This window comes from Enterobacter sp. BNK-8 (assembly GCF_048685095.1).
GTDB classification, from domain to species: Bacteria; Pseudomonadota; Gammaproteobacteria; order Enterobacterales; family Enterobacteriaceae; genus Enterobacter; species Enterobacter quasiroggenkampii.
Genome location: NZ_JBLQTN010000001.1, coordinates 2,579,094 through 2,604,494 on the forward strand (window position 1 = coordinate 2,579,094; position 25,401 = coordinate 2,604,494).

Below are 25,401 nucleotides of genomic sequence, written 5' to 3' on the forward strand. Positions count from 1 at the left end.
GCTCCGGTAACTCTGACAAAATGTGATATTTTTCATTATGCACGCAGACGCGTAAGAAATAAAAAAGGCGCTTTTAAAAGCGCCTTTTTTTACGTCCGAAACTTATTTCGTGACGTCTGCCCCGAACCACTTCTCGGAAAGCGCTTTCAGGCTGCCGTCTTTTTGCATATCCGCAATCGCCGCGTCAATCGCTTTCACCAGGTCTTCGTTACCTTTACGAACAGCCACACCGGATTCCTGACGAGAGAACGCATCACCTGCGACCGCCAGGGTGTTGTTGGTTTTCTTCACCAGATCCAGCGCCGCCAGGCGGTCAACCAGAATGGCGTCGATACGGCCCACGCGCAGATCCTGGTACTTCGTCGGGTCATCATCATAGGTACGGATATCTACGCCCTGCACGTTCTGGCGCAACCACTCTTCGTAGTTGGTTCCCAGACCGACACCGACTTTCTTCCCTTTCAGGTCCGCGGCAGTTTTAATCCCACCTTCGTTGCCTTTCTTCACCAGCGCCTGAATACCGGATACGGTATACGGGGTGGAGAAGTCATACTTCTTCTTACGCTCGTCAGAAATGGTGACCTGGTTGATGACCACATCAATACGTTTCGAATCCAGCGACGCCAGCATACCGTCCCATTTGGTCGGTTTCAGGGACGCTTTCACGCCGAGGTGTTTCGCCAGCTCTTCAGCAAACTCCACTTCAAAACCGGTCAGCTTACCGTCATCGCCCTGGAAGCTGAACGGAGGATAGGTTCCTTCCAGCCCGACCAGCAGCGTACCGCGCTCTTTCACTTTATTCAGCAGGTTTTCTGCGGCGAACGTTTTCACGCTCATGCCTGCAACCAGCGCAACGGCCATAACACCCATCAGCGCCTGACGACCCAGAAGTGCAAATTTCATAAATACCCCGATATAGTGGAATTTTTACGTAGTGTAGAGAAATCGCCTGCAACGTCAAAGGCGACTGCGCTACATCTTATTCTTTTTTAATATATATCAGAAGTTGTTCCGGCGTGGGCTTTCTGCTTTATGGCACCCGGCATTTGTACCTTATATTGTGCATACTTGCGCAGCGCAATTCGGTAGTTGTTGGTGCTGGTCGCAGGCAGCCACGGCTCCAGGTTCTCGTCCAGATAACCGGTTTTCAGCAGATCGCGGGAAATGTTGTTCACGGTCAGATGCTGCCCGAGGCGGCGCAGGCGAACCACGTATTCGCGCACGGTGCCGTGGCTCATCTCCGTTTGTTCAAACAGGAATTGCTTGAAGCCGATAATGTCGAAGAAGTCGCTTTGCTCTTTGCAGTGGAGATCGCCACAGAAACGGCAAAGCGCCACCCACTCTTTTTGCTCTTCGAGCCATGCTGCTTCGTCCATCAACGTGTCGAGGCGCGAAATCGCGATCTTATTGACGATTTCGCCACGGCGAACCAGCGTGATACGATCGAGTAACTTGTTACAGTGGGCGCAATGCGTCTGGCTGTGTTTAAAGTCTTTCAGGTAGCGGCTTAAAGGCCGTCTTTTAGATTGCTGCACCGTCATGATAACTCCTGGTTGTCAATACGTTGTGCGGCATTTTTAAGGTGAATCAATCACCTATAACTTACCCAGCTTGGTTCGTAAGCGTTTAATGGCCTGGCTGTGCAGCTGGCTCACCCGCGACTCTCCCACCTCCAGAACAGCGCCAATCTCTTTGAGGTTAAGCTCTTCCTGGTAATAAAGGGTCAATACCAGCTGTTCGCGTTCAGGCAGAGCTTCAATAGCTTCCATGACGCGCTGGCGTAAATTCCCTTCCATTAAATGGTGTAACGGGTTTTCTTGCTGATGCTCATCCGTCACCAGCTCGATGCTATCGCCATGCTCTTCTCGCCACTCGTCATAAGAGAAGAGTTGGCTATTATTGGTATCGAGCAACATCTGACGATACTCTTCAACAGCAATGCCAAGACGATCCGCCACTTCAGTTTCCGTTGCGTTGCGTCCCAGTTCCTGTTCCAGCTGCCCCATCGCATGCGCCACTTCGCGTGCGTTGCGGCGAACACTGCGCGGTACCCAGTCACGGCTGCGCAGCTCGTCCAGCATCGCACCACGAATACGCTGAACTGCGTAAGTCGTAAATGCCGTTCCTTGCAGAGCGTCGTATCGGTCAACTGCATTCAATAACCCGATACCGCCCGCCTGTAGCAGATCGTCGAGTTCCACGCTCGCCGGCAAGCGCACCTGGAGGCGCAATGCTTCGTGACGCACCAGCGGGACATAACGCTGCCACAGCGAGTGTTTATCCATTACACCTTCAGCGGTATAGAGTGAATTCACGATAAACAGCCCTGCGTTAGTTGAGTTATCGGCATGATTATCCGATTCTGCAGGGCGTTCAATTGGATGAAAAAGGGGGATAAAGTGAGGTTATTCTGAGGTTGCCCTCAACCGGGGCAACTTTTCTGCCTAAATTAACAGTTGCAACAATGAAAGATCGTCGCCCAGTTTGACGCTATCTATATGTTGATGAAAGAGCTTTCCCGCTTCCTGATTATGCTGGCTAAGGGAGTGGAAGCTATAAATAACATCAATGATATTATCTTGTTCAATTTTCCCCGCCACGAGTGCCTGACCGGCAAGTAACGTTTTCAGGAAATAGTACTCGGCAACGATTAAATAAAGATTATTCAACATGCTGCGACCGTTGCTCTGCGGGAAGCCCTGCTCCCAGAGTTTGTATTTAAAAAAGTTCTTAAATAAGTGGTCATTGGTCGCCAGGTAACTACCCGCCACATCGCGCCAGACGGACTCGATGTTCTCCATGACCTTCTCTGCCGGTTCGGCATCACCGACAGATTCGAACTGTTGATAAAGCTGGGCAAAATAGTGGTTTAACACCGCACCGCCGCGGGCCGTCGCTTTCTTCGTAAAGTAACTCTGGATGAGCGAAATTAACGCGAATTTCAGGCTGTAGTTCTGATTAAATCCGCCCAGCTCCGTCTTGATTTTACCGCTCACCAGTTCGTTAACCAGCGAGAAATAAACCGTTTCGAGCGTGCCGATATTTTCTTCCAGGTTTTCGAGTTTTTCAGCCACCATGAGGAACTTCACCACGGCGTAAACCTGTTCTTCAACGCTAACGTCCTCAACGCTGAATATATTCTGGCAGAAGAGATTGATGACTTTTGCCTTTAAATCAATCATCGGCGCAGTATTGACGTCCTGCTGGACAATGACCGATTCCATCATCGACATAGACTCCCGATCGTTCAACAGAAGTCGGGTGACTTCCGGACACGAGAGATTCAATGATTTTTCGATTTCATTTTTATAGACCCGGTTTGTCCGTGGAAACGACGAACAGGTTGGGCTTAAGGCCTGCGCGCCCATGGCGCTGTGAATAGAACAGAGTTTTTCCGTATCCATAAACGGACAGTTTTTACTTTCCGTATGGAAAATCACTTCGCCCCAGTTGCCATACTGTTTTTTGGTAACTTTTATCGCCGTTTTCGCCGTGTGACGAATGGCGGCATTTTTACTGTTCAGATAGCGATTAACGGAGGATTTATCAAATGCGATGGTCCAGCCCTGACAACAATGTTCACGGCATTCCCCACCGACACATGAAAAATCTGCGACCAGCTTTGGTTGAGTGACACTGATTTGTTTCACAGGCGGATTCTCAAATAGCAGAGATAAAAAAACCCCGCCGAAGCGGGGTTTCGTGCGTAAAATTAACGCAGCAGAGACAGAACAGTCTGTGGAACCTGGTTTGCCTGAGACAGAACAGAAGTACCAGCCTGCTGCAGGATCTGCGCGCGAGACATGTTGGAAACTTCAGTTGCGTAGTCAGCGTCCTGGATACGGGACTGAGCAGCAGACAGGTTGTTAGAGGTGTTGTTCAGGTTGTTGATTGCAGAAGTGAAGCGGTTCTGCACAGCACCCAGGCCTGAACGTGCTTTATCAACGGTAGCGATAGCTTTGTCGATGGTGTCCAGATCGGTAGCACCCATAGCTTTCAGGTCGATAGCGTTCACGCCCAGAGTCGTGGTGTCAGCTTTAGCGCCGCTCAGGTCCAGATCGATGGTGTCGCCGTCGTTCACGCCAACCTGAATTTTAACTACGCCCGCAGTACCTGCAGTGCCGTCCAGCAGTTTGATGCCGTTGAAGTCAGTTTTGCCCGCAACACGGTTGATTTCAGCCAGACGAGCGGTAACTTCATCCTGCAGAGAAGCCAGGTCAGATGCGCTGTTGGTGCCGTTGCTTGCCTGAACAGCCAGTTCACGTACACGCTGCAGGTTGTTGTTGATTTCGTTCAGAGAACCTTCAGCAGTCTGCGCCATGGAGATACCGTCGTTGGCGTTACGTGCTGCCTGGGTCATCCCTTTGATCTGAGCGGTCATGCGGTTTGCAATCGCCTGGCCAGCAGCATCGTCTTTCGCGCTGTTAATACGCAGACCGGAAGACAGACGCTCGATAGCAGTGCCCAGAGAAGACTGAGATTTGTTCAGGTTGTTCTGAGTGGTCAGGGACAACAGGTTAGTATTGATAACTGCCATAATTTTCTTTCCTTCAAAAATTGGGTTTTAGGTCCGGTGCCTAACACTCACAGCGTCTCTCACCGTCAACAAGGTTATCGACGGGTCCCCAAAAGACTTTAGAATCAATTTTGAAAAAATTACAACCAACTGATTATTAACAGATTTATTTTTAAAAAATCAATTAAGGTCCGTCAACGCGTTATTATTTACGCTTTTTTAACGCGCAAAGAGATGACAAAAAAGGCACACACTTATTCGTGTTTTCAATACGCGGATAATGATCCTAAAGTGCAATCCTTTCATTTACCCCGCCAGGACGTGCCTATTCTTTGGATTATTTTTTTCTCACCATCGTAAACTTTTACGTTAAGAGGCCGATAAGAGTCCTGAACTACTTTCGTATTTTAAGGAAAATATGCATGGCTACTATCAGTAACCTCGGGATAGGTTCTGCAGGACTCGGGGATTTATATAATCAGTTGGAAGCGGCAGAGAAAACCAAGCTGACGACGATTACTTCCCAGCAATCAACGTATAACGCACAGTTAAGCGCTTACGGCAAGCTGCAGAGCGCCATGACATCGCTGCAGACTGCCACCGCTGCACTGGGTAAAGCCACCACCTGGAACTCAACGTCCGTGAGCAGCACCAACACGGCCTTTACCGCCACGACGACAGCTGATGCGTCCGTGGGTTCCTTTGTGGTTAACGTCAACCAGGTTGCAAAAGCACAGGCGCTCACTACCGGCTCCTATGCAAACAACACGGATCTGCTCGGCGATACGACAGGGACGACGCGTAAAATCACCATCACCCAGCCGGGCACGAAAACGCCTTTAGAGGTCACGCTGGCCGATGGCGATACGTCTCTGGCCGGGATCGCGAGCGCCATTAATAAAGCGAACGGCAACGTTACCGCCAGCGTCATTAAAGCGAAAGACGGTGATTACCGCCTGATGCTGTCATCAAAAACCACCGGTACCGATGGTGCGATGACCGTCAGCGTCACTGGCGACGCCAAGCTGCAAAGCGCCATTGGCTACGACTCAACCACTAAAACGGGCGCGCTGACGGTGAACACCGACGCGCAGAACGCGATTGTGGTGGTGAACAACATCTCTATCGAGCGCCAGTCGAATACCATTACCGATGCGCTGCCTGGCGTCACCTTCTCGGTGAAGGCCGAAAGCAAAGCCGATGAAACCCTTGAGGTTTCGCGCGCAACGGATGCAAACCAGAAGGCGATTACGGACTGGGTCACGGCGTACAACTCGCTGCAGTCCACCATTAACAGCCTGACGAAATATGTGCCAGTCGATGCAGGCTCCGGCAGCCAGTCTACCAGCAATGGCGCGCTGGTCGGTGATGCGAACGTGCGCGGAGTTCAGTCTCAGCTGCGCGGTCTGCTGACCGAAGTGCAGGCCGGCTCGGTTCAGATCATGGCCCAACTGGGGATTACCCAGGACCCGGTTAAAGGCTCAGACGGCACCGTCGGTAACCTGAAGGTCGATACCGACAAGCTGAAAAAAGCGCTGACCGACAACCCGAACGCCGTGCAGCAGTACTTTGTCGGTGACGGAAAGAAAACCGGTATGGCCACGCAGATGAACAACACGCTGACCGCCATGCTCAGCACCAGCACCGGTAGCGCCGGGGTGATCCAGAACGCGAAAGACGGGATCAACAAAACGCTGAAAACCCTGGGCGAACGCTACGATGCCATGGATGCCCAAATTGAAGCCACCATGGCACGTTACAAAACCCAGTTCACCAGCCTGGACGTATTAGTCACCAAAATGACCAGTACAGCCAACTACCTGACCCAACAGTTCTCACAAAAATAGTCGTCGCATTGAGGAGTGGAAATGTATAAGACCTCTGGTGTTCAATCCTATCAGCAGATAGGAGTCGAAAGTGCAGTGATGAATGCCAGTCCACACCAGCTGATTGTCATGTTGTTCGACGGGGCGCATAGCGCCCTTGTTCGCGCGCGTTTGTTCATGGAAGCCGGACAAATTCGTGAGAAAGGCGAAGCGTTATCGAAAGCCATCAACATCATCGACAACGGTTTAAAAGCAGGACTGAACATGGAGGTTGAGAGCGAGTTGTCCGGTAACCTTGCCTCCTTGTACGAATATATGGTTCGACGTTTGTTACTGGCGAATGTCAGTAATGACGTAGACGCAATTGTTGAAGTCGAGGGTTTATTAAACAACATTGCGGATGCGTGGAAGCAAATCGGCCCCAATGCGTCCTCTATTTCAGGATAATTTTGATGAATAATCCCAGCGCAGCGCTTAGCCACTGGCAGGCGTTACATGCTCAGAGCATTGCTATGCTAAATCTCGCACATTCTGGTCAATGGGATGCGCTTATCGAGCAGGAAATGCATTACGTACAACTGGTGGAAAGGATTTCTCAAACGCCCATCATGTCATGCCCTCCGGCTCAGGTTGAGCAAGCGCGTGCGCTGCTGGAAATGATCCTTGAAAATGAAAATGCGCTTAAGGCGCTGCTGAAAGTCCGCATGGACGAACTGCGCAGTCTGATCGATCAAACCGGCAAACAGCAATCCATCACGTCTACCTATGGAAAGCTGTCAGGGAATATTCTTTATCCAGAAAGTTTTACCCGCGACACACAACTATGATTTCTTCATCCATACTCCAGAAGTCTGCCAATGGCTTCTGGAGCAAGGATGATGAAAAACCCCACCCTGTTACAATGTTTTCACTGGTACTACCCTGCTGGCGGTGAATTGTGGCGAGAGGTCACGGCGTTAGCACCCAATCTTAACGAAATCGGCATTAACATGATCTGGCTACCGCCCGCCTATAAAGGCGCGTCAGGCGGCTATTCTGTCGGCTATGACTCCTATGACCTGTTCGATCTGGGCGAGTTTGACCAGAAAGGCAGTATCGCCACCAAATACGGTGACAAAGCGCAACTGCTGGAGGCCATCGACGCCCTCAAGCGCAACGACATTGCCGTGCTGCTGGACGTGGTGGTCAACCACAAAATGGGCGCCGATGAAAAAGAGCCTGTGCGCGTTCAGCGCGTGAACGAGCAGGATCGCACGCAAATCGATGATGAGGTCATCGAGTGTGAAGCCTGGACCCGCTATACCTTCCCTGCCCGCGCCGGGCAATATTCCCAGTTCATCTGGGACTACAAATGCTTCAGCGGCGTCGACCACATTGAAAACCCCGATGAAGACGGCATCTTTAAAATCGTCAACGACTACACCGGCGAAGGCTGGAACGATCAGGTTGATGATGAGATGGGTAATTTCGACTATCTGATGGGCGAAAATATCGACTTTCGCAATCACGCCGTCACCGAGGAGATCAAATACTGGGCCCGCTGGGTCATGGAACAAACGGGCTGCGACGGTTTTCGTCTGGACGCCGTCAAGCATATTCCCGCCTGGTTCTACAAAGAGTGGATTGAGCACGTCCAGGAAGTCGCCGACCAGCCGCTGTTTATCGTGGCGGAATACTGGTCCCACGAGGTGGATAAGCTTCAGGCTTATATTAACCAGGTCGAAGGCAAAACCATGCTGTTTGATGCCCCCCTGCAGATGAAATTCCACGAGGCGTCACGTCAGGGTCGGGATTACGACATGAGCCAAATCTTCACCGGCACGCTGGTGGAAGCCGATCCGTTTCATGCGGTGACCCTCGTCGCGAACCATGACACCCAACCTTTGCAGGCGCTGGAAGCCCCGGTCGAAGCCTGGTTTAAACCGCTGGCCTACGCGCTGATCCTGCTGCGGGAAAATGGCGTGCCGAGCGTCTTTTATCCGGACCTCTTTGGTGCCAGCTATGACGATACGGGTGGAGACGGAGAAACGTACCATATTGATATGCCGGTCATTGAGCAGCTCCACGAGCTGATCCTCGCGCGCCAGCGTTTTGCCCACGGCGTGCAGACGCTGTTTTTTGACCATCCTAACTGCATCGCCTTCAGCCGCAGCGGTACGGAAGACGATCCCGGCTGCGTGGTGGTGATGTCGAACGGCGACGACGGCGAGAAGGTAATTTGCCTGGGGGAAAACTACGGCAACAAAACGTGGCGTGATTTTCTCGGCAATCGCGAAGAAACGGTCACCACGGCGGCAGATGGCGAAGGAACGTTTACCTGCAAAGGCGGAAGCGTCAGCGTGTGGGTGATTGAGGATGCGTTGTAGAAACAATGCCGGGTGGCGCTGACGCTTACCCGGCCTACGGGACGGTACTTTTGTAGGCCGGGTCAGGCGAAGCCGCCACCTGGCAAAAAAACGGCTACGGTAGTTTACTCGCCAGCGGATTCTTGCTCAGGTAATCGGCACACTCAACCGTTGGGCGATCGACCTTCTGCAGCTCCAGCCCGTCGTACTCAAGCGTCGAGCCATCGCGCTCCAGCGGATAGATATCCAGCTTACGCGTCACGTTGTAATAACTGTCTGAACGCAGCATGATTTTACCCGGCACGGCAATCACGCGCTGCCACTGACGGCAGTCCAGCGTATCGCCCTCTTCCGTCACCACCAGCGTGGCAATCGCATTCGGGCTGACCATGTTGCTCTGCGGCCCTTTCGACTGCCAGTATCCCGCCAGATGCGCCGGGACAGGATGCTTGATCACGTCGTTATAATTATCGACCTGAACGCACCCGGTCAGTGCCAGCAGCGCGCCAGCAATTGCTATTTTTTTCATCATCTTTCCTGCATTCGAAGAAAAAAATATTGTGGCATTAAAGCGCTGCGGCTGCCAGCGAAGATCGACAGGTCTTAGACCTGCATCCCCATGATATGAGCATACATTTTTCATAATCGACAAAGATCGTCCAAGAGCGCACCAAATAACAGATGGTTAGAGTCGTCGAAAACATCAGTCGTCTAAGTTCACCTTAGAACGAGTGCTGTTTTGTGTCCCACCCATGCCCCATTACATCACCGGGCAGTCGTCGAACTCACCCGAGCGCGCATCGTTGATGATGTAGGTTATCACCCCGAACACTGGCCGATCAGAATCAGCCATCTCTTCCTTTTGCCGCAATAGCTCCCTCCTGCCATTCTCCAGATTCTCCAGGTGAGGCTCCGGGTGGGTGCGATACCGTTTAATGCGGAACTCACCTTCGTCAGTGCAAACCAGTAATGATCCATCACAAGGGCTCAGTGATGCGTCGACAACGAGAAGCGCACCACTGAGGATGCCTTCCCGGTAGTGTGTCGCTCCGGCTCGCATGAAATACGTTGCTGCCGGCCTGGTGATGATGCGCTTGTCGAGCGATATGCGTTCTTCAACGTAGTCTGCTGCTGGCGATGGAAATCCCATGATGCACCTCCAAAATACTGTATACACATACAGTATAATTTCAGGTGTCAGCAGATCAACTGAAGATGCGCCTCTTTACTACCGAAGCGCGGTATCGGTTTGTTTTGATGGGGAATAAATTTATGCAGCTGGTACCGGCCAGCGATAGCCGCAAGACGAACACTGGTAGTAGTATTTAACTACTCCTCCGATCGTCTTTGTAATAATGCTCACCGTCCCCACTTCCAGGCAGTTCGGGCATGTATCGGGTACGGTAGTTGCTGCGCTGCTGTCTGCTTGTTCTGCCATGTTAACCCCCATATTTCTCATCCAGAGCTTCTACATCAGAAGCGTACTTTTGAATCCGAGCCTGCAGCTTGCTGTACACAGCCGCTTTCTTCGCGTCCTCATTTGCACCGTCGAAAAGGCCGATAGTTGCGTATTCGTATACCAGGTCCTTTTTGTCCTTTTCGTACTCTGCGTTGATCGCCGCAAGATCAGCGTCATACAACTCGGCATCAGTCGGTTCCGATGGTGCGTTAGGGTTAACGAATACCCCATCCTGCCATAACCATCCCACACCCACGCCGCCTGCGCTTACTGCAATCACTTCATAATCAGGAAAGGGATTTCCGGTCCCATCCCATTCAACTATGTTTTCAACGACACCGTCTTTGACTAATGCGTATTGCATTGAGCACTCCTTAGTGCAATAAAAAACCCGCCGAAGCGGGTTAGATACGATTTGGTTTAACTATGCGGTTACCTGTCTTCTGGAAAGCATTCCTCTTATTGCCTTTCGCGCAGGAACTTCTACAACATGATACAGAAGCATTGATACTATTAATGTCGCTGCCCAGTACACCATGTACATCGTAACAGGATTACCTTTTATTACCTCAAGATAGTAAACGTTGAAATAGTTTAAAACTATCTGATGGCACATATAAACAGAAAAGCTTATCTCTCCAAGGTACACAAATATCTTTTTAGAAAGAACACTTGATATAGACCCTGACTTGTAAGCAAATACGAAAACTACACCACCAAAGAAAATAAAGCTTCCAGCGATAGCATACCAATATCCAAACGCAGAGTAATCAGTGAACTTAAGCGTAAGCCAAATCTCCTTGGCTATAAGGAGAGATACCAAAAGCAACAGGAGAATGCCAACTTCAAAAATCGTCCACACGCTGGACTTGAGATTCTTGTTGCCTAACCTTTCATATGCCACATAGACAAGCATCCCAAATGAAAACTCTATTAGTCTACTTATAGGGTAGACATACAGTAATGCAGACGAGCTAATGCTATCTCCATAAAGCGGTATTTTATAAATCACACATACAAATGATACCGCTACAGGTACTAGCAAAGGCAGAATCAAAGCCTTCGCCCCATATCTTCTATAGGCGAACAAAAGAGCAGGAAAAGCAATGTAAAAGAACGCTTCTACTGACACACTCCATGAAACAGCGTTGTATGAAAAGTAGTATTTTGCTTCAGGTATCCATGCATGGACAAGAGACAAATTAGCAACAAACACAGGAATGTACTCATTTGCCTTCCCATTAAAGACATTTGGCCCGAATATTAACAAGCAGGCAATTAATGTGGCAACGTGCAATGGGAATACTCTTGCAAATCTTGCTATGAAGAACTCTTTCACTTCACTCTTACGGGTAAGATTTTTATATGAGTGAAACAGTATAAATCCAGATAAAACATAGAAAAAAGAAACAGCATTCGAATAGTTTATTATCTGGAATTTGAAAGCCTCAAATCCAGGATAGAACCCGGCATGCCCAATAACAACAAGAGCTGCCGCAAAAAACCTTAAAGAGGTTAGTGGTTCGATTTTACCCAAGTTTTAGCCCTCATGATAACTTACTTACAATCCAATCAATCGGGCTAATATTACTTCAGAAAGTGATGTTTTGACATCACAAACTCATTATAGCATTAAGCATATTCCCACACGACAACGATGCCGCCGCTTCCTGGTCCGCCTGACTTAGCAGTCTGACTAATGTTATTCCCGGCTCCAGAGCCACCTGCTCCATATCCATTGCCTGATGTTCCGTTGCTGTTGATTGTGTTCAAAGTTCCGCCTGAACCCATTTTGCTTGATGCTCCTATCCCAGGGCATACCACGCCTGTGGCAGTAAACGAGTAGCCACCCGGCTCACCTGGGGACCAGAAAATATTTGCCCCTGTTACTGCTCCACCCGCAGGGGAACCGAGCGGACCAAATCCTGGGCTTGACGGGCCTTGTGATAACCCGCCACCACCTCCTGAGCACACCAAAAGAGATCCGAATGAAGTGCTTCCTCCGGCCCCGCCGCCAGTACCTGATGCAGGTGAACCACCGCTTCCAATCGTTACGGTTACACCGCTAAAGCCTGTGAAATAAATGCTCTTCCCGTATGAGCCAGCAGTTCCCCCACCACCAACGGAAACACTGGATGCCGCAGTTGCTGGCGCTCCGCCTCCTGCCCCGCCACCACCGATTGCTTCAACAACAACAAACTTAGTACCTGCTGTTGGCGTATACGTTCCTGATGATGTGAACGTCCTGACATTCAATAAACGTCCTGTAGTGGCATTAAGGAACTCAGCAGTATCAAGCTGGGCGAGCCCCGAGAAGCTTCCAGCTGTCATCATATTTGCAGCGATGTCATTTGCTGACCAGGCTCGAGCGGTAGTGCCCTCCTGAGCACGAACAATCGTCATTGTGTCGCCAGTTCGGGCTGTAACGTGAACGATCTCGTTTAACAGACCAGTGGCTGCATCAATCAAAGTGAGCTTGAAATAGTTCGCACCTGCTGAAGGGGTGGGAAATAATGCGCCAGTTCCTGTATTAACGGTCATCGTTGTAGCGGAAGAGTTAATACCAGCGGCCAGAACAGTTTGCGCATTATTGGCAGCTAAGAGAGTGAGTGCCATTTATCCTCCGGGATTAGGGCAATAAAAAACCCGCACAAGGCGGGTTTTTATAATATTGGTGATAAAGGTTAAGTCCAAACGTCAAAGGAACTTAATCAATAAATATTTTTGATTTCTTTTGTCCCATCTGCAATTCCATTTTTGCTTAATTTCCAACAGGCAACAGCGATATCCCTAAATTGACCTCTTACTTCCGGAGACAAGCCTGGCTGCCGTTCAACATCTGATCTTATCTGCTCTAGGCTTATACCTCTTCTCTGCCCAACACCTGCGGCCTTGCATAAGGCTCTAATATTAAGGTCAAATTCTGCTTGGTCATATGGGTTTCTTGCCATTACAAAATAATATGTAGTATTAAGATCTTTTGAAGCGGAAAGTACATTTTTTTCTTTAATGCAACTTTCATCTCTATCACAAATTGCATTATTTTTTTCACTCGTACGCCTTACCAGCTCTCCATAATAAAAGTCAAGAGCACAACTTCCAGATTTAGAGTAAGACAAGTGGTAACATTTATCAGTAAGGCGCTTTATAAAATCATTTGTTTCCCATCCATTTGAAACTAATTGACCTCGTATGTCTTTCATGCTTACCGGTATATTGCTGCCCTTCACTGAAAAATCTAGTGGCGCCCTCGAAACTAAAATATCTCTCTGTTTTTGAATAGATGGATCAGCGCACCCAAACAAAACAAAACATGACAAAAATACGCAGTATAAATTTTTCATTTTCATCCCTAGTGAGCCATAATGCATGATGAAATTTTACACTGTAACTAAGTAACTTCAACCGATAATTGTCACCGTTACTGGCTGATAAAACGGCATATGAAGTAATCCACTATCAAAAGCCTGCTTAAAGAGCGATGCGTACTCATAATTATCACTCTTAATCAGCAGGCTTTTCTTCTGGTTAAAAGTTCGCGAGTTGAAAGCAAAGCTATTGAACAATGATGTGTCTGTAAGCTTCCTGTAACCTTTTATGATCGAAATGCTTGCACCAGAACCAGAAAACAATACCGAAATACTCCAGTGCTGATCATTAACGACATCAACGCCGTCTACCCCCGTTAAAAATCTCATGATGCGGCGCTTTAGCCAGGGGATTGTGAAGTAATACCCGTCACCTTTATAGAAATTCCAGGTCATGATGCGTTTGAATAAATCGTCTGAAACGACAACCTGCTCAGACTGATTGACCACCTTGCGGCCATTGAATGGCAACTGGTTAAACAGAACAGCGTTGTACGGCCCAAATACAGTTTGCTTACCACTGACGAGCACCGGCGGTTTAACGCCATAAATCCCCCTGGCTATCCATTTTAACTGGTCACCAGCATTATACCCGCCGACAAAGATCGGAAGATTCGCGTTAATCATCCATGAGTAAATTTCCTGAGCCATGGTGTTATACGCAGTGACGAATGCCTGGAGATCATCATCGTCGTTATACTGCGTGTACAAGTAAGACTTAATGATATCTTCAAGCATATTAAAGTCCATCCACGATAACCCCGTCAGAGGCAATGAACCAGTAACTGTAAGGGTCGCCGCTGATAATGTTGGTTCCGGCATCCACTCCTGTGATAACTCCATTGACCGTAACAATAACGTTCAGTGTCGAAATCAGGCTCATATCCAGCGTGCTGTTAATCGCCTGAAGAAAAACATCTTTGACGTTATTTATATTCATCGGCTTTCCAGCGAATATCCCGTTTACATAATTGATAACCGGTTGCGTCACCAGAGAGGCTATTGTTGCATCTGTCAGGTAGTTCGCGCTTTCGGTTGCCCACTGAAACTTGATAGTCACCAGTTGCTGAAATGGTATGACAAACGGTATCAGGTAGTTATCTGGCCAGTCGTTGACCGTAACCACATTATTCCTCAGGTTCGGCGTAACTATTCCACCACCAGTCCATGCGCCTGACGAGGTGGTATTGATGCCTATTGAGAAAGTGTGTGGACTTAACACGGTTATAGTGAGAGGGACGTTATTAATCCCGCTCATGCCGGTAACACCTGCGATATTAATTACCTGGCCAGAGCTGAATCCGTGCGTGATGTCGGTCGTTACTACTCCTGGGTTCGCATTGGTGATCCCAGTGACGTTCAGGTCAGTCCCTTTTAGCCTGCTGATGTCGCCGGCTGACTTATAAATGGCCCCGGCCATCTCATAGATATCGCCGCCGCCACACATAACAATCCAGGCATTACCGCTCTGAACAACGGAAACCAGACGAGCCTGGACATTACTCAGGTCTGTCAATTTCTGGCGGATAAAGCCGGGATATCCCTGAACAGTCGACATCTGAGCTTCCCAGACGCGCTCGCGAAATTCGAAGTTAGTTTCAGGCGCACCACCTGGGGTGCCAGCAACCGGGTTGGTGCAGGTCAGAGTAATGCCAGACGGCAGGCTGGTCAGTATCTGATTAACCGATCCTACCGGTACAGCCCACGAACCAGTGTTTGTTGCAATGGCTGTTACCATCGAACTGACACCGGAAGACAGCACCACTGTCGCATCGGCGATCTGGTAGGTATACGTGCCATCGCTGACCAGAAACCCCTGTGACACTACGAAGCCGACCGGGCCCTCAAACACGACAGGTACAGTTGTCGCCCCCTGAGTTTTTTGTTCGCTGATACCTGACTGCTGGGCCAGAAGGTTCAGCATGTACATATTGGCTTTCAGCGGGCCTACGGAGTTGATGAGGTCGACACGAATCTGATCGGCAATGAGTAGCGCGCCAACATCGGTACCGACGATATCCTCGATAAGTGATCCGGGGAGGTCCGTAGTGATGCCTGGTGATAATTCTGTGGCTCTTGAAACTAAGTCGGCGCGCAGCTCTTCGGATGTTTTCGGCACTGGCCCGGCTGCGTCATAGCTAACGGACAAATCACTCATACGTTCACCGTTGTGATAATTTTAGAACCGGCGTTCGTAATCGCCGAAATGTTGTATACAGGCGGATCATCACTCACAAGGGCGATCTGCAGCGATGAAAAATACGGGCTAAATTGCCGCTGAAGCCTGTCTACATAGTAGGTAGGCAGCACCTGCTGAATAACAGAGCTCTGGGATGGTATGCCGTTGTTTGCAAAAAATGGTGATTCCTGCGGCGCCAGCTTCAGATTCTGGATCAGCGTCGTTAGATAGATAGAGTCGTTGAAGCCATTTTCATCCGGCACCACCAGCACCCACTTGCCCTCTGCATTTCTCCCATAGGTTCTCATTGCGTGATATTCCCGTTGAAAGTGGTGGTCGGAGCGCCGGTGTTTGAACCGCCATTCCCGTTTGAATGCAGATGAGAATTCAACCAGGTCACCAGCGACGCCCAGCCGGTATGCATAATCTCCGGGCTGGTGCTGGCGGTTGAATCCTGCAACTTCCCGCTCTGGCCGGTGATGCTCCACATACCCTGCGTAAGGGTGAGAACAGTGCTGCCGACTGTGACCTTAAACAGATCCACAGCAGCGATTGTTACGCTGTCAGGAGTTAGCAGAAACGTCGTGTTGCTTCCCTGGTCCCGGATAGTCACGCCCTCAGGCCCATAGATAGTGACCACGTTCCCGTCGACGGCCTCCCATTCGGTGTTGCTGATCGGCAGGTATACCAGGGCGCTAAGGTTGGCAGGAGGGGTGAGGTCGGCGATGCCACCGCCCTGCCCGCTCACGCCGCCAAGATAGGTATCCGCAGGAATAACAATCCCTTTATCTCCTGGCTGCATCGGATAGCGGATGTACTGTGGACCGAAGAGCGGGATCGTGACATTAGGGAAAACGTATGGCGTGTCATGCAGCTCGAATGACACCGTTACCATGTTGCCTTTCTGCTCAACAATGCTGGCAGGAAGTATCTTCCCGGCAGCCTGGAACGCCTCCTGGAATTTCTGCTCAGCGAACCTGTTCATGTTCCGGCCGAAATTTAGCTTCTGGTCAACGCTCATTTTGTCTTAACCGCCTCCGCCGGGTATGCCTCAATAACTGTGATCCACGCCTCAGCTGTAGGCTGCCTGCTGTTACCCAGCAACCGTACCGATTGAACAACGAATTCGCCGTTAAAGGCGGAGTCGTCTCGAAACTGGGAGTAAGAGGATGCCTGAATCATCGGCCTGGCCTTCTCAGGCATCAGGATGTGGTCGCCAGTCTGCAGGTCAGCGCGCATCACGCATATGACGCTGACAACGCCAAAGCTAATCCACGTTGGCTGGCCGATCATGTCATTGAAATTTATCTGGACAGGGTTTTTGCTCCTTTCCGTCGCGCTGGTTTTTGAACCCTGATCCGGGTGGTTGGCGTAGTCGTTATCCCACACCCGGATTTCGTTGCCATTGACCACGGCAATTTCGACCCCCGTGTAGCCGGGGTCTTTGATGCGGGATAGCGAAAATGCCCTCAGGTTTTTTGCCAACTCAGTGAGGGAGCCGCAAAACATGGGGCGATCGTAATTCAGCGTAAGCCTGTCACTGATGCTTATGTTCGGCGTAAAGCCTCCCATCGTCATGACACATTGTGTCAGCGCGACGGAGAGTTTCTGCCCCATAGACCAGGGCATGGTCACCTGAAGAGGCACCATCTGCCCGCGGACCGTGGTGTTAACGGGGCCCGCAACAATGATGAAGTCCAGCCGTAGCTCTGTGCCCTGCCAGTTACCGAACACCTGGAAAATGGTTCCCTCTATGGCAAGCTTTTTGTCCCACACTCCCGCCAGAGGCAGTCCTTTCGACATCCCGGCGAAGATCTGAATTCGCTTGCCGTAGAGGTTCTGTCTGGCCTGCTGCATATCTTTAGGGCCGATGCCCCATACAGTCAGGTGCGTTTCCCCTGCTGGCGTTGATTCACCAAAGCGCATGATGTCGAATTCGACCATCAGCGCGCCTGGGTTATAGACTCCGTTCTTCAGGCTGGAATATTGCTGGATTAAGGTGTCGCCATCAAAAATGTTAATTTCGTAATAGCGCATCAGCTCGTTACCTCAATCTGCCCGTTTTTTTCACGCCAGATCATGGTCGTCGATGTGAACACCCCATTCAGGAGGTTTATTCCACCTGAAGATGTCGACCCAACAACGGCAGTATTCAGCACCGGGTTGCCGGCGCTGTTGGTGATCAGCAAATACCAGCGCTGCGCGGCGATGTTCCATTTCATCTGGCAGGTGTAGACCGTCCCGTCGAGAACCGGCGAGAACGTCATGCTCTTTCTCTCAAGCCCGGTAAACGGGTAATTGACGGTGCTCATATGCCAAATACCCCCTGCAGCTTGCCGATCACGCCCGTTATCGCCTCTGTAACCGATCCGCCAAGCGATGTGTTGCCCAGCGCGCTGACAGTGTTTGTCCATGCACTGCTGTTGTTCTGGTCACCGCCATCAATTTTGCTGAGGAAGCTGTTTACTGCCTGATCAGCTGCAGTTTCGCTAATCAGCGGCTGCTCGAAATCCCAGAGCCAGGACCGCTGCGGAAGCGGATCATTACCGGTTGAACTGTCCTTTACAGTTTTCAGGATGCAGTTGTTGTAGATGATTGACGGCGTGGCCACGATGTAAGTCCCACCCAGGTTGGCATGCGCCTGAAGCACCGCCTGCAGCGAGCTCAGGGTTACCAGTTTGGTCATGGCTCCGGTATTCTCGTTCACTGGCGCATCCATCATCAGGCTGACTCTCAGCGGCTGTGCAAGAAGCGCGTTAGCTGCGACAGTCTGGTTAGCGAACGGATAGCGAGCGATGTCATAGTCAACCATCGTTGCGCCCTGAACAGGCCGCCAGTGACAGAAATATTTATCCAGATCGGTAAGGTTGATTGCCCCGCCGATCAGCCCGGTTACAAAGCTGGCGCTCTGGGTTAGCGCCACTATTGGCAGCATGCCGCCAGGGATAGCCTCCGCAACTCCATTGCAGAGGATAACCGGGGATATTTCGAAGCCAAGCCGGTAGAGTTCGCGAGTAAATGCCATTATCCAGTCACTCCAAGCTGTGATGATGAAACGATGGCATTGCCGCCTGTGTTGTTGAAAATCTTGATGACCGTCCCCTCGCTAACCCGGTTTCCTGCTCCCTCTTTTGTCGCCATAGCGGAAATGAGTTTTGCCAGAATCGCAGGATCATTGAGGTTCAGCCTGTCGTTAGCACCAAGACCGGTCGTTTTAACGACGTGCCGAATGTACTCCGCCGTATCGTTTTCGTTAGGAGGAGCCCATTTTTTCGCTATTTCGCTGACGGTATTGATACCGCGGGAGCCATAGATCTGTAATTGTCTGGCTGATGCGAGAACGCCTTCATCCAGGGTAGGAAAAACAGCAAAGTTTCCGCTCTTAGTATTCGAAGTTTCATATCCTGGCGCGGCACGGAGATTTCCAGGGTTATTGAAACGGTCAGCTATGGTTCTTCCCTTAGCTTTGACATCAGCCGGAGTGGAATCTACTGGCGTAATATCGCCGCTGGAAAATGCGTTTTTTATCTTTTCCCAACTACCTGAAAAGAAATTATTAACAGCCGGCCCTACGCTACGAGTATCAAATCCAGTCTTATCCTTTATCCAATCAGCAGCTGAATTCGCGCTATCTTCTGAAGACTTCATCCATCCATTAATGGTTTCGCCTTTGAGGAACTTAATGACGTTATCAATGGTTAATCCCATGTCTTTTATCTGCGCCATGAAGCTGTCAACGTCCTTGGTGAACTCTGGCGATGCCAGGTAATTCCCGAAGCGCTCTATTCCGCCCGCCAGCCCGTCAATCCATTTACCCAACTCTGGAGACTGCAGCACAGTATCAATGGCACCGGCCAGCGCGTCAGAAAGCTTGCTCAGTTGCGGGGTGAGCGGTCCAAGCCCGCGCACAAACGTGTTACGGATGCTCTGTCCGCTGTAATCCAGCTGGACGCTGAAATCCTGCCACTGCCGCGCCTGCTGATCGGTGATCTGCAGTAACTTCGCATCCTTCTGCGCCCGGCGCTCCATCGCATCGATTTCTTCATCGCTCATATTTTTAAAGCGATTCAGGTCATCCAGGCTGAAGAAGTTCGTCAGGCCGTAGGCGTTTGCCCCCTGCAGGGTGCTGCCGTTTTTGACAAAGATGTCTCGCGCATTGCGAATCAGCTGCGGCAGGAGTTTCGCCGGGTCCTGGTCGGGGTTGTTGATCCCGAGAGCCTGGAACTGCCAGCGCTTTGACAGATCCATCTGGCTGTCACGGATAGCGCCCAGCGTCCCTGTCGGGTTTCCGAGTGCTTTCTGGTAGTTAATGGCTGTGGAGTCCAGCGCGCCGATACTCGTCCCGATACCGAGAGAGGTGAAACGCTGGGACCCGGTTGTGGCCGCCAGGCGGTTAAGACCGAAAAGACCGCCTACGCCCAGCACGCCGGTGAACAGTCCGACGATACCACCCCATGACAGCAGACTTGTGGTGGCATCCCTGATATGCCCGGCCAGCGATTTCGCGTCCTTCGTGGCGTCACTCAAAAACCCCTTTGATGAGCGGGTTTTCTTGTTGAAGTCTTCCTGACTTTTGTTCGCCCGGTCCAGGCTGTCGGTGAGCCGTTCCAGTCCGCTGTTTATCGACAGTATCGCGCTGGCCCCCTCCGAAAAGGCTTTAGCCAGAAGATCTCCCTCTGCTTTCGCTTTCGCCGTCTCTTTGGTGGCATCAGTGGCACCATGCGCCAGCCCGCGCCATGCTTCAGGAAGGTCCTCAAGTGCAGCCTGATATTCTTTGAACTTCTCCATAAACGCGACGAATTTGTCGTCATTTACGTCAATATCGACAATAGACTTAGCCACCATTGAAGGAACCCCTGTCTTTTAGCGCGGAAATGATGTAACGCTGGCGGTACTGCGCCGGGCTGGCGAACTCCTCGCCGGTGATTTCCCTGATTACCCGCCAGAAACCCTCATTAGACGCCCAGTCTAGGAGGGTATATGCGACGTTTCCGGCTGGGCACTCAGGGTCTGGGTATCGGTAGGAGGATTCGACGTCTGCAAGGAATCGCGGAACGCCGTAACGTTCAATGATACGAGTTGCCCACCGAACATGCCGATCACTGAGCCCACTGTCGGGGCGATCAGGTGAGCTTTCTGAATGGCAGAGGTAACCATAAAAAAAACCACCTCACCTTCAACTTCGCGGTATTCGTCAGGAGAGATAATCCCCTGCTTCATCGCGACTTCGAAAGATGCAGTTTTCCAGTTACCGCCGTCATTCCAGACCACAGATGTAAGGCGCTGGATCTCGTCTACGATGGTTGGAGCCCGCTGGGCCTGCTGGGCCTGCTGGTTAGCTTCTTCCCTCAGCTCCTGCTCGCGCTGAAGCTTTTTACGGAGCATCATCGCGGCAACGCGCGCTGCGCCAAGGCCGCCGACCTGTGAGATGAAGTTGGTAAAGAGGTTGCCCAGCAGCAGGCAATGCTCCTCCACCACCTCATACGGGAACGGGGTCACATGCAGGTACACGATTGACCCGTCTTCCCGGGTGATGTTTGTTACCAGGTTGAGCTTTTTGTCTATTTTCACAATCAGACCCACATGTTGTCGTTAGCCAGGATATAACCGCTGATGGTAACCACGTACCCGGCATCCATACCGGTAAACGGCAGTTCGTTGAAGTTCACCAGATAAGCGTTAAGCACGGTGAAATTGCTCAGCGTGTTCGCGTCTGGGGTGATTACAACCTCGCCCAGTGCTGTATCGGTGGCGAAGCGGTTTTTATAGCTGTCGCTCAGGCCCTGGGTGCGCAGCAGATGGACGGTGACGGTCACCTGCTGATATGGCGCCTGGCTGCCTACGGTGCCGGTCAGCGTCGGGATAATATCCGTCGCCGGGCCGTCAGGACGCATGCTGATCGCGTCCTTGCCAAGATAAGAGGCGGTGATGTTCAGCGCTGGCACGTCAGTTACCGACACCGCGCCGCGTACACGATTGAGGAATCCCTGCGGTACTAATGGGTTTGCCATTTTTTACGCCCCTACAAAGTTGGTTACGTTCACGTTAAACGTGATGGATTCGAAGCCGCGGCGCGGCGTCATTACGGCGCTCAAGCCGTTATACTTGCCATCGGCGTAATCGGACGGATTCAGGCTGGTGTAATTCGCGAACGGCACGGCGTTAATCACCGCGTTCCCGGCATATGTGCCTTTCTCGTACTCGGTATTGAAATCCTGCTGCGTCAGTCCGGTACCAATTACACGACCCAAGATCAGGCCGTAACTGACACCATTACGCATGGTTTTCAGTGCGCGGCGCTGCAGGCGGTCGATGCCGTTCTGCTCGTAGTACAGCGGGTTAACGGTGGTGTTTGAACCGTTGATGATTTCGTTAGCCAGATCGAGCTCGAGGTTGATTGCAGTCCAGGCCACGGAATACCAGTAGTTGAACGGGTTCCCATCCAGCATGTGGCCAGCCACCAGCATTTTGTTGCTCAGCCCACCTTCCGCGGCAGTGCCGACGTAGTTGATGCTGTTGTCCTGGAGCTGCTTAAGCAGCGTGCCATTCCCTTCTACAGGGTACTCGGTTACGCCGTAGCCAAAACGGTAAGCCATTGGCGGAACCATGTTTGACGAGCCAGGGTCGTTTGCCAGAGAGGACTGGAACCACGCGGCCATGGAAAACTCGCCCGCAGGGATGTTTGGGGATTCGACACCCGCAAACACGGATTTGTTTTTGGTGGCGACCCAATCCGGATAGGCGGCGATCGTGGTGGTGACGAAGAAATACACCAGTGACGCTGGACTGGTGTACAGACCCGTCAGGGTTTTAAACGTCGGCTCGCCGGCCCATTCGCGAGGCGTAAGGTAGGAGAAGAATTTCTGGTAGGTGTTGCCCAGAGAGATATCCTCATCGATGAAGTCGGCCAGAGCAGCAACAGCAGCAGCAACAGACACGTCGCCCAGTTCCAGCACATAGACCGCGTGGGTAGTTCCCTGGGACCAGAACGTGGTGTTCATCTCGATGATTTCGTTTGCCGCTACGGTTTTCACCGTACCCATGACTGTTGCCGTGCCAGGGTCTGTCGCCAGCGGATAAGTGAAGGCGGTGGAAGTGGTCACAGTGGCGGTTACGGCGCGGTTATACGCTGCTGGAGTAACGCCAGAGACTACCAGCGGGATAGTGTCTCCAACATTCCAGCCATGCGCCGCTGAAAGGGTTACCGTGACCACGCCGGTTGCCCAGGTGATCGTTGAAATAGTTTTAGCCGGTGAGGTGATATCCTTCAGATCGTCTTTCGTCGTCAGGAGCTGATACTCACCTGCAGCCAGGGTTGTTCCGCCCATGGAGATCATCGCGCCGGATTTGAGCAGCTGAGAGGGCTTCGGTGGGTTGGTCACCGAGACGTTAATGTTAACAATTGCCATTTATTTATTTCTCCGGGTAAATGGACGGAATCGCTGACGTGATCAGCCTGCGCGCGACGTTCCGCATGCGCTGCTGGTAATAGTTGACTTTGAACTTGATGGTTTTTCTCATGGCGATGATGTTCAGCTCGTTCTGCGTGACGCGATCGTCCTGAACGACCGGGATATTCATCACGCCCATTTCCGCGTCATCGCCGAGCGTGTACTGCTGCACGTACCTCAGGAAATCTTCAACCCCGGCATTGCGCAGACCAGTGATGGAGATCGTCACATCCTCGGAAACCAGCTGATACTGGTTCTGTTGCTCATCGAGGTAAAAGCTCCCGGCAATCGGCGCGGTGTTGCTGCACTTCACCGTTGCGTACGGCGGTGAAAAGTTCTGCGTCGACAGCTTTGCCGGGAACATCGGCATGTACTGGCTCAGCGCCAGCCATACCGGCAATGAACTCGAAACCACCACATCAGCCAGATCGATGTCATCTGCAGAGTTGATGATCTGCGATCGCATGTAGGGGAATATTGCCTCCCCTGTGTAGTGGTAGAGATTGGCCGGTTCGTTCAGCCCGGTGCGCCGGGAGAAGGAAAACTGAAGGCCAAAGAATTCCCCGATATACAGGACATCAGATCCGATATCGTTGAACGGGTCGATGTCCGCCTGCGCGGTAAACGTCACGACGTTCCGGTCGTAAAGCTGTTCATCGTCCTGAATGGTTTCGGTCGTCAGGTGCAGATAGCCCTTAACGTCAACCGTATCCGGCTCGCTGCTGGGGTCGTCCGACAAAACAGAGGCCTTCACCCAGAAGACGAAACCATCGAGGGGCAGCACCTTGCGGATATACTTAGTGAACGTGACCACCTGAAAACGGCTCAGGTCATCAAGACCCTGCGTCAGCGTGGCGTTAAGCTCGGTTTTTGCAGTTTGCTGCAACTCATCCAGGGAAGGCATTTAGCACCCCGCTCACCCAGGCGCGCATCGCGGCCTGATAGGTTCCGGTATCGATGAATGACGGGCGCGGAGGCCCCTTTTTGTTTTTGAATCGCCGGGAGATGCCGTCCAGCGCGCGGCGCGTAGGCACACCAGGTAATCCGTTCATTTCGGTGTTGTCGAGGAAGGCGACAAACAGGTCATGGATCCGTGACATTGACTCTGCCAGAGGGTCTTTGGCTGGCGGCGCGCCGGCCATCATATTCTCAAGCGACGCCGCCAGATCGTTCGCCATCAGGTCAGCGATGTCGTTACTGTACCTGTCGAAAAACGTCTGCATGATCTGGTACTTTTCCTCCAGATACTCGGCGACGTCTCCGGTCGTGGTGTTCTCGTCCTCATACGGGACGTCAATCACCCCCAGGTGGAAGGTGATCATGACAGCCCCCACAGACTGCCGAACTGCTGGGCAATCATCAGGTACCGGCGGCCCCATGGGTCCTGCAGCATCTGCAGGTCAGCCAGTGACAGGTCTTTGAAGAAGTCCGGCACCAGGCGCTGAGCGCTGGTCGAGTTATCCCCGGCACCAGTAATCACGCCAGCCTTGAAATCGTTCAGGCCATACGTTTTCCTGAACTCGGCGAATACCGATTCCGTGCCATAGTTGACCAGGAAAGACGCGCCCAGGTTGTACACGGCAACGGTGTACAGATTCGGCGTGACGCACGCGATATCGGGGTTTACCCACTCAACCGCGCCGCCATACGCCAGGGTGAAAGACGGCGAGTCGTCGGGAACCTGCGCGGCGGTAACGCCCATGTCAGTTCGAACGAATTCGATGAATCCCGACACGCTCGTTGTCATTTTTTCTTTCTCCCGGATTGCTCAGTCACGATTGTTTCGTTGACCGTCGGAGTGTCTTCGTTGTCTTCGCGGCCTTTCGCCTGCTCAGCGCTGACTTCCATTTCGCCGGAATAGCCGGTACCGCTTTCACGCAGCGCGCTATCCAGAGCCGCTACAGATGCCTGGCGGCGGCCGTGGGCGCCACGGGTCAGGTGAATATCGTTATCACGGATTGCTTTTTCGATTACCGACGCTGATACAGGCTTGTTCAGGCTGTAGCACAAGCCGACAAACGCCTGGCTCTGGTCGATTTTCGTCGAGTCAACCAGACCGTAAACCTGGTGATGCTGCACCACCGCTTCAATCTCTTCAGTTGTGCCATCCAGCACCATCATCTGATCGCCGTGGTTAATCGGGATCTGAATAAGGCGGCCGGTCTCGAGCTTGCGATAGGCGAAAATCTGGCGCTGCTTGGTGGTGTTAGCGATATAGAGTTTCATTGGTTACCCTCGTAAAAAAGCCCCTGCTGAG

30 protein-coding genes are annotated in these 25,401 nt (G+C 51.5%); 4 read left to right on the forward strand and 26 right to left on the reverse strand.

Translation table 11 applies throughout. The annotated features are described in order from the left end of the window. Positions 1–102: 102 nt before the first annotated feature. The 5 genes from tcyJ to ACMGGU_RS12485 form a co-directional block, all read right to left on the reverse strand. Positions 103–903, reverse strand: a complete 801-nt coding sequence (gene tcyJ / locus ACMGGU_RS12465; RefSeq protein WP_045908169.1) for a cystine ABC transporter substrate-binding protein — start codon at positions 901–903, stop codon at positions 103–105. An 86-nt stretch (positions 904–989) separates the two neighbouring features. Next, on the reverse strand, positions 990–1,541 hold the full coding sequence (gene fliZ, locus ACMGGU_RS12470) for a flagella biosynthesis regulatory protein FliZ (protein WP_008500339.1): 552 nt from the start codon (positions 1,539–1,541) through the stop codon (positions 990–992). A 54-nt stretch (positions 1,542–1,595) separates the two neighbouring features. Next, on the reverse strand, positions 1,596–2,315 hold the full coding sequence (locus ACMGGU_RS12475; RefSeq protein WP_008500338.1) for an RNA polymerase sigma factor FliA: 720 nt from the start codon (positions 2,313–2,315) through the stop codon (positions 1,596–1,598). A 129-nt stretch (positions 2,316–2,444) separates the two neighbouring features. Then, complete coding sequence (fliB, locus tag ACMGGU_RS12480; protein WP_262796424.1) at positions 2,445–3,650, reverse strand: flagellin lysine-N-methylase; 1,206 nt, start codon at positions 3,648–3,650, stop codon at positions 2,445–2,447. A gap of 62 nt (positions 3,651–3,712) precedes the next feature. Further along, positions 3,713–4,537 (reverse strand): flagellin, encoded by an 825-nt coding sequence (locus tag ACMGGU_RS12485; RefSeq protein WP_045908167.1) that lies wholly within the window; start codon positions 4,535–4,537, stop codon positions 3,713–3,715. A 401-nt stretch (positions 4,538–4,938) separates the two neighbouring features. On the opposite strand from ACMGGU_RS12485, the gene fliD reads away from it, so the two are divergent. The 4 genes from fliD to amyA are packed head-to-tail and all read left to right on the forward strand — an operon-like array spanning position 4,939 to position 8,708. Further along, on the forward strand, positions 4,939–6,363 hold the full coding sequence (gene fliD / locus ACMGGU_RS12490; protein ID WP_045908166.1) for a flagellar filament capping protein FliD: 1,425 nt from the start codon (positions 4,939–4,941) through the stop codon (positions 6,361–6,363). 21 nt (positions 6,364–6,384) lie between these two features. Further along, on the forward strand, positions 6,385–6,789 hold the full coding sequence (gene fliS / locus ACMGGU_RS12495) for a flagellar export chaperone FliS (RefSeq protein ID WP_023312296.1): 405 nt from the start codon (positions 6,385–6,387) through the stop codon (positions 6,787–6,789). A gap of 5 nt (positions 6,790–6,794) precedes the next feature. Beyond that, complete coding sequence (fliT, locus tag ACMGGU_RS12500) at positions 6,795–7,169, forward strand: flagella biosynthesis regulatory protein FliT (RefSeq protein ID WP_045908165.1); 375 nt, start codon at positions 6,795–6,797, stop codon at positions 7,167–7,169. A 51-nt stretch (positions 7,170–7,220) separates the two neighbouring features. After that, positions 7,221–8,708 (forward strand): alpha-amylase, encoded by a 1,488-nt coding sequence (amyA, locus tag ACMGGU_RS12505; RefSeq protein WP_262778455.1) that lies wholly within the window; start codon positions 7,221–7,223, stop codon positions 8,706–8,708. Between the two features lie 94 nt (positions 8,709–8,802). Here amyA and yedD read toward each other — a convergent pair whose 3' ends face one another. The 21 genes from yedD to ACMGGU_RS12610 all read right to left on the reverse strand — a co-directional run bounded on the left by yedD (position 8,803) and on the right by ACMGGU_RS12610 (position 25,370). Continuing rightward, entirely contained in the window at positions 8,803–9,216 is a 414-nt protein-coding gene (gene yedD, locus ACMGGU_RS12510; protein ID WP_032652553.1) for a lipoprotein YedD, read from the reverse strand. Positions 9,217–9,447: 231 nt separating this feature from the next. Next, positions 9,448–9,837, reverse strand: a complete 390-nt coding sequence (locus ACMGGU_RS12515; RefSeq protein WP_196095649.1) for a S24 family peptidase — start codon at positions 9,835–9,837, stop codon at positions 9,448–9,450. 289 nt (positions 9,838–10,126) lie between these two features. Then, entirely contained in the window at positions 10,127–10,510 is a 384-nt protein-coding gene (locus ACMGGU_RS12520; protein WP_180759287.1) for a hypothetical protein, read from the reverse strand. Between the two features lie 60 nt (positions 10,511–10,570). Then, entirely contained in the window at positions 10,571–11,683 is a 1,113-nt protein-coding gene (locus ACMGGU_RS12525; RefSeq protein WP_420300588.1) for an acyltransferase family protein, read from the reverse strand. Between the two features lie 95 nt (positions 11,684–11,778). Beyond that, positions 11,779–12,762: a hypothetical protein gene (locus ACMGGU_RS12530; protein WP_420300589.1), complete on the reverse strand. Its 984-nt coding sequence runs from the start codon at positions 12,760–12,762 to the stop codon at positions 11,779–11,781. A 95-nt stretch (positions 12,763–12,857) separates the two neighbouring features. After that, the gene (locus tag ACMGGU_RS12535) at positions 12,858–13,490 is read right to left on the reverse strand and encodes a hypothetical protein (protein ID WP_420300590.1); all 633 of its coding nucleotides are present in this window, start codon (positions 13,488–13,490) and stop codon (positions 12,858–12,860) included. A gap of 57 nt (positions 13,491–13,547) precedes the next feature. After that, positions 13,548–14,252, reverse strand: a complete 705-nt coding sequence (locus ACMGGU_RS12540) for a hypothetical protein (RefSeq protein WP_420300591.1) — start codon at positions 14,250–14,252, stop codon at positions 13,548–13,550. Position 14,253: 1 nt separating this feature from the next. Beyond that, positions 14,254–15,672, reverse strand: a complete 1,419-nt coding sequence (locus ACMGGU_RS12545; RefSeq protein ID WP_420300592.1) for a ubiquitin-activating E1 FCCH domain-containing protein — start codon at positions 15,670–15,672, stop codon at positions 14,254–14,256. Continuing rightward, a complete protein-coding gene (locus ACMGGU_RS12550; protein ID WP_241187615.1) occupies positions 15,669–16,001 on the reverse strand; it encodes a hypothetical protein in 333 nt (110 codons plus the stop codon). The genes ACMGGU_RS12545 and ACMGGU_RS12550 overlap by 4 nt, the downstream gene beginning before the upstream one ends. Beyond that, complete coding sequence (locus tag ACMGGU_RS12555; RefSeq protein WP_249564934.1) at positions 15,998–16,714, reverse strand: hypothetical protein; 717 nt, start codon at positions 16,712–16,714, stop codon at positions 15,998–16,000. The genes ACMGGU_RS12550 and ACMGGU_RS12555 overlap by 4 nt, the downstream gene beginning before the upstream one ends. Next, a complete protein-coding gene (locus ACMGGU_RS12560; protein ID WP_420300593.1) occupies positions 16,711–17,730 on the reverse strand; it encodes a hypothetical protein in 1,020 nt (339 codons plus the stop codon). Before ACMGGU_RS12560 ends, ACMGGU_RS12555 begins: the two co-directional genes overlap by 4 nt. Then, positions 17,730–18,005, reverse strand: coding sequence for a phage baseplate plug family protein (locus ACMGGU_RS12565; protein WP_032656038.1), 276 nt, complete (start codon positions 18,003–18,005; stop codon positions 17,730–17,732). Before ACMGGU_RS12565 ends, ACMGGU_RS12560 begins: the two co-directional genes overlap by 1 nt. Further along, positions 18,002–18,718 (reverse strand): hypothetical protein, encoded by a 717-nt coding sequence (locus tag ACMGGU_RS12570; protein WP_420300594.1) that lies wholly within the window; start codon positions 18,716–18,718, stop codon positions 18,002–18,004. Before ACMGGU_RS12570 ends, ACMGGU_RS12565 begins: the two co-directional genes overlap by 4 nt. Beyond that, positions 18,718–20,538, reverse strand: coding sequence for a hypothetical protein (locus tag ACMGGU_RS12575; RefSeq protein ID WP_420300595.1), 1,821 nt, complete (start codon positions 20,536–20,538; stop codon positions 18,718–18,720). The genes ACMGGU_RS12570 and ACMGGU_RS12575 overlap by 1 nt, the downstream gene beginning before the upstream one ends. A gap of 123 nt (positions 20,539–20,661) precedes the next feature. Then, positions 20,662–21,264, reverse strand: coding sequence for a hypothetical protein (locus tag ACMGGU_RS12580; protein WP_420300596.1), 603 nt, complete (start codon positions 21,262–21,264; stop codon positions 20,662–20,664). 2 nt (positions 21,265–21,266) lie between these two features. Next, positions 21,267–21,704, reverse strand: coding sequence for a hypothetical protein (locus ACMGGU_RS12585; RefSeq protein WP_023327272.1), 438 nt, complete (start codon positions 21,702–21,704; stop codon positions 21,267–21,269). A gap of 3 nt (positions 21,705–21,707) precedes the next feature. Next, the gene (locus ACMGGU_RS12590) at positions 21,708–23,102 is read right to left on the reverse strand and encodes a hypothetical protein (protein ID WP_420300597.1); all 1,395 of its coding nucleotides are present in this window, start codon (positions 23,100–23,102) and stop codon (positions 21,708–21,710) included. A gap of 4 nt (positions 23,103–23,106) precedes the next feature. Beyond that, positions 23,107–24,048: a hypothetical protein gene (locus tag ACMGGU_RS12595; protein ID WP_420300598.1), complete on the reverse strand. Its 942-nt coding sequence runs from the start codon at positions 24,046–24,048 to the stop codon at positions 23,107–23,109. Next, entirely contained in the window at positions 24,032–24,466 is a 435-nt protein-coding gene (locus ACMGGU_RS12600; protein WP_023327269.1) for a hypothetical protein, read from the reverse strand. Before ACMGGU_RS12600 ends, ACMGGU_RS12595 begins: the two co-directional genes overlap by 17 nt. Continuing rightward, the gene (locus ACMGGU_RS12605) at positions 24,463–24,891 is read right to left on the reverse strand and encodes a hypothetical protein (RefSeq protein ID WP_111971718.1); all 429 of its coding nucleotides are present in this window, start codon (positions 24,889–24,891) and stop codon (positions 24,463–24,465) included. The genes ACMGGU_RS12600 and ACMGGU_RS12605 overlap by 4 nt, the downstream gene beginning before the upstream one ends. Further along, positions 24,888–25,370, reverse strand: coding sequence for a hypothetical protein (locus tag ACMGGU_RS12610; RefSeq protein ID WP_113073259.1), 483 nt, complete (start codon positions 25,368–25,370; stop codon positions 24,888–24,890). The genes ACMGGU_RS12605 and ACMGGU_RS12610 overlap by 4 nt, the downstream gene beginning before the upstream one ends. Between the last annotated feature and the right edge of the window lie 31 nt (positions 25,371–25,401).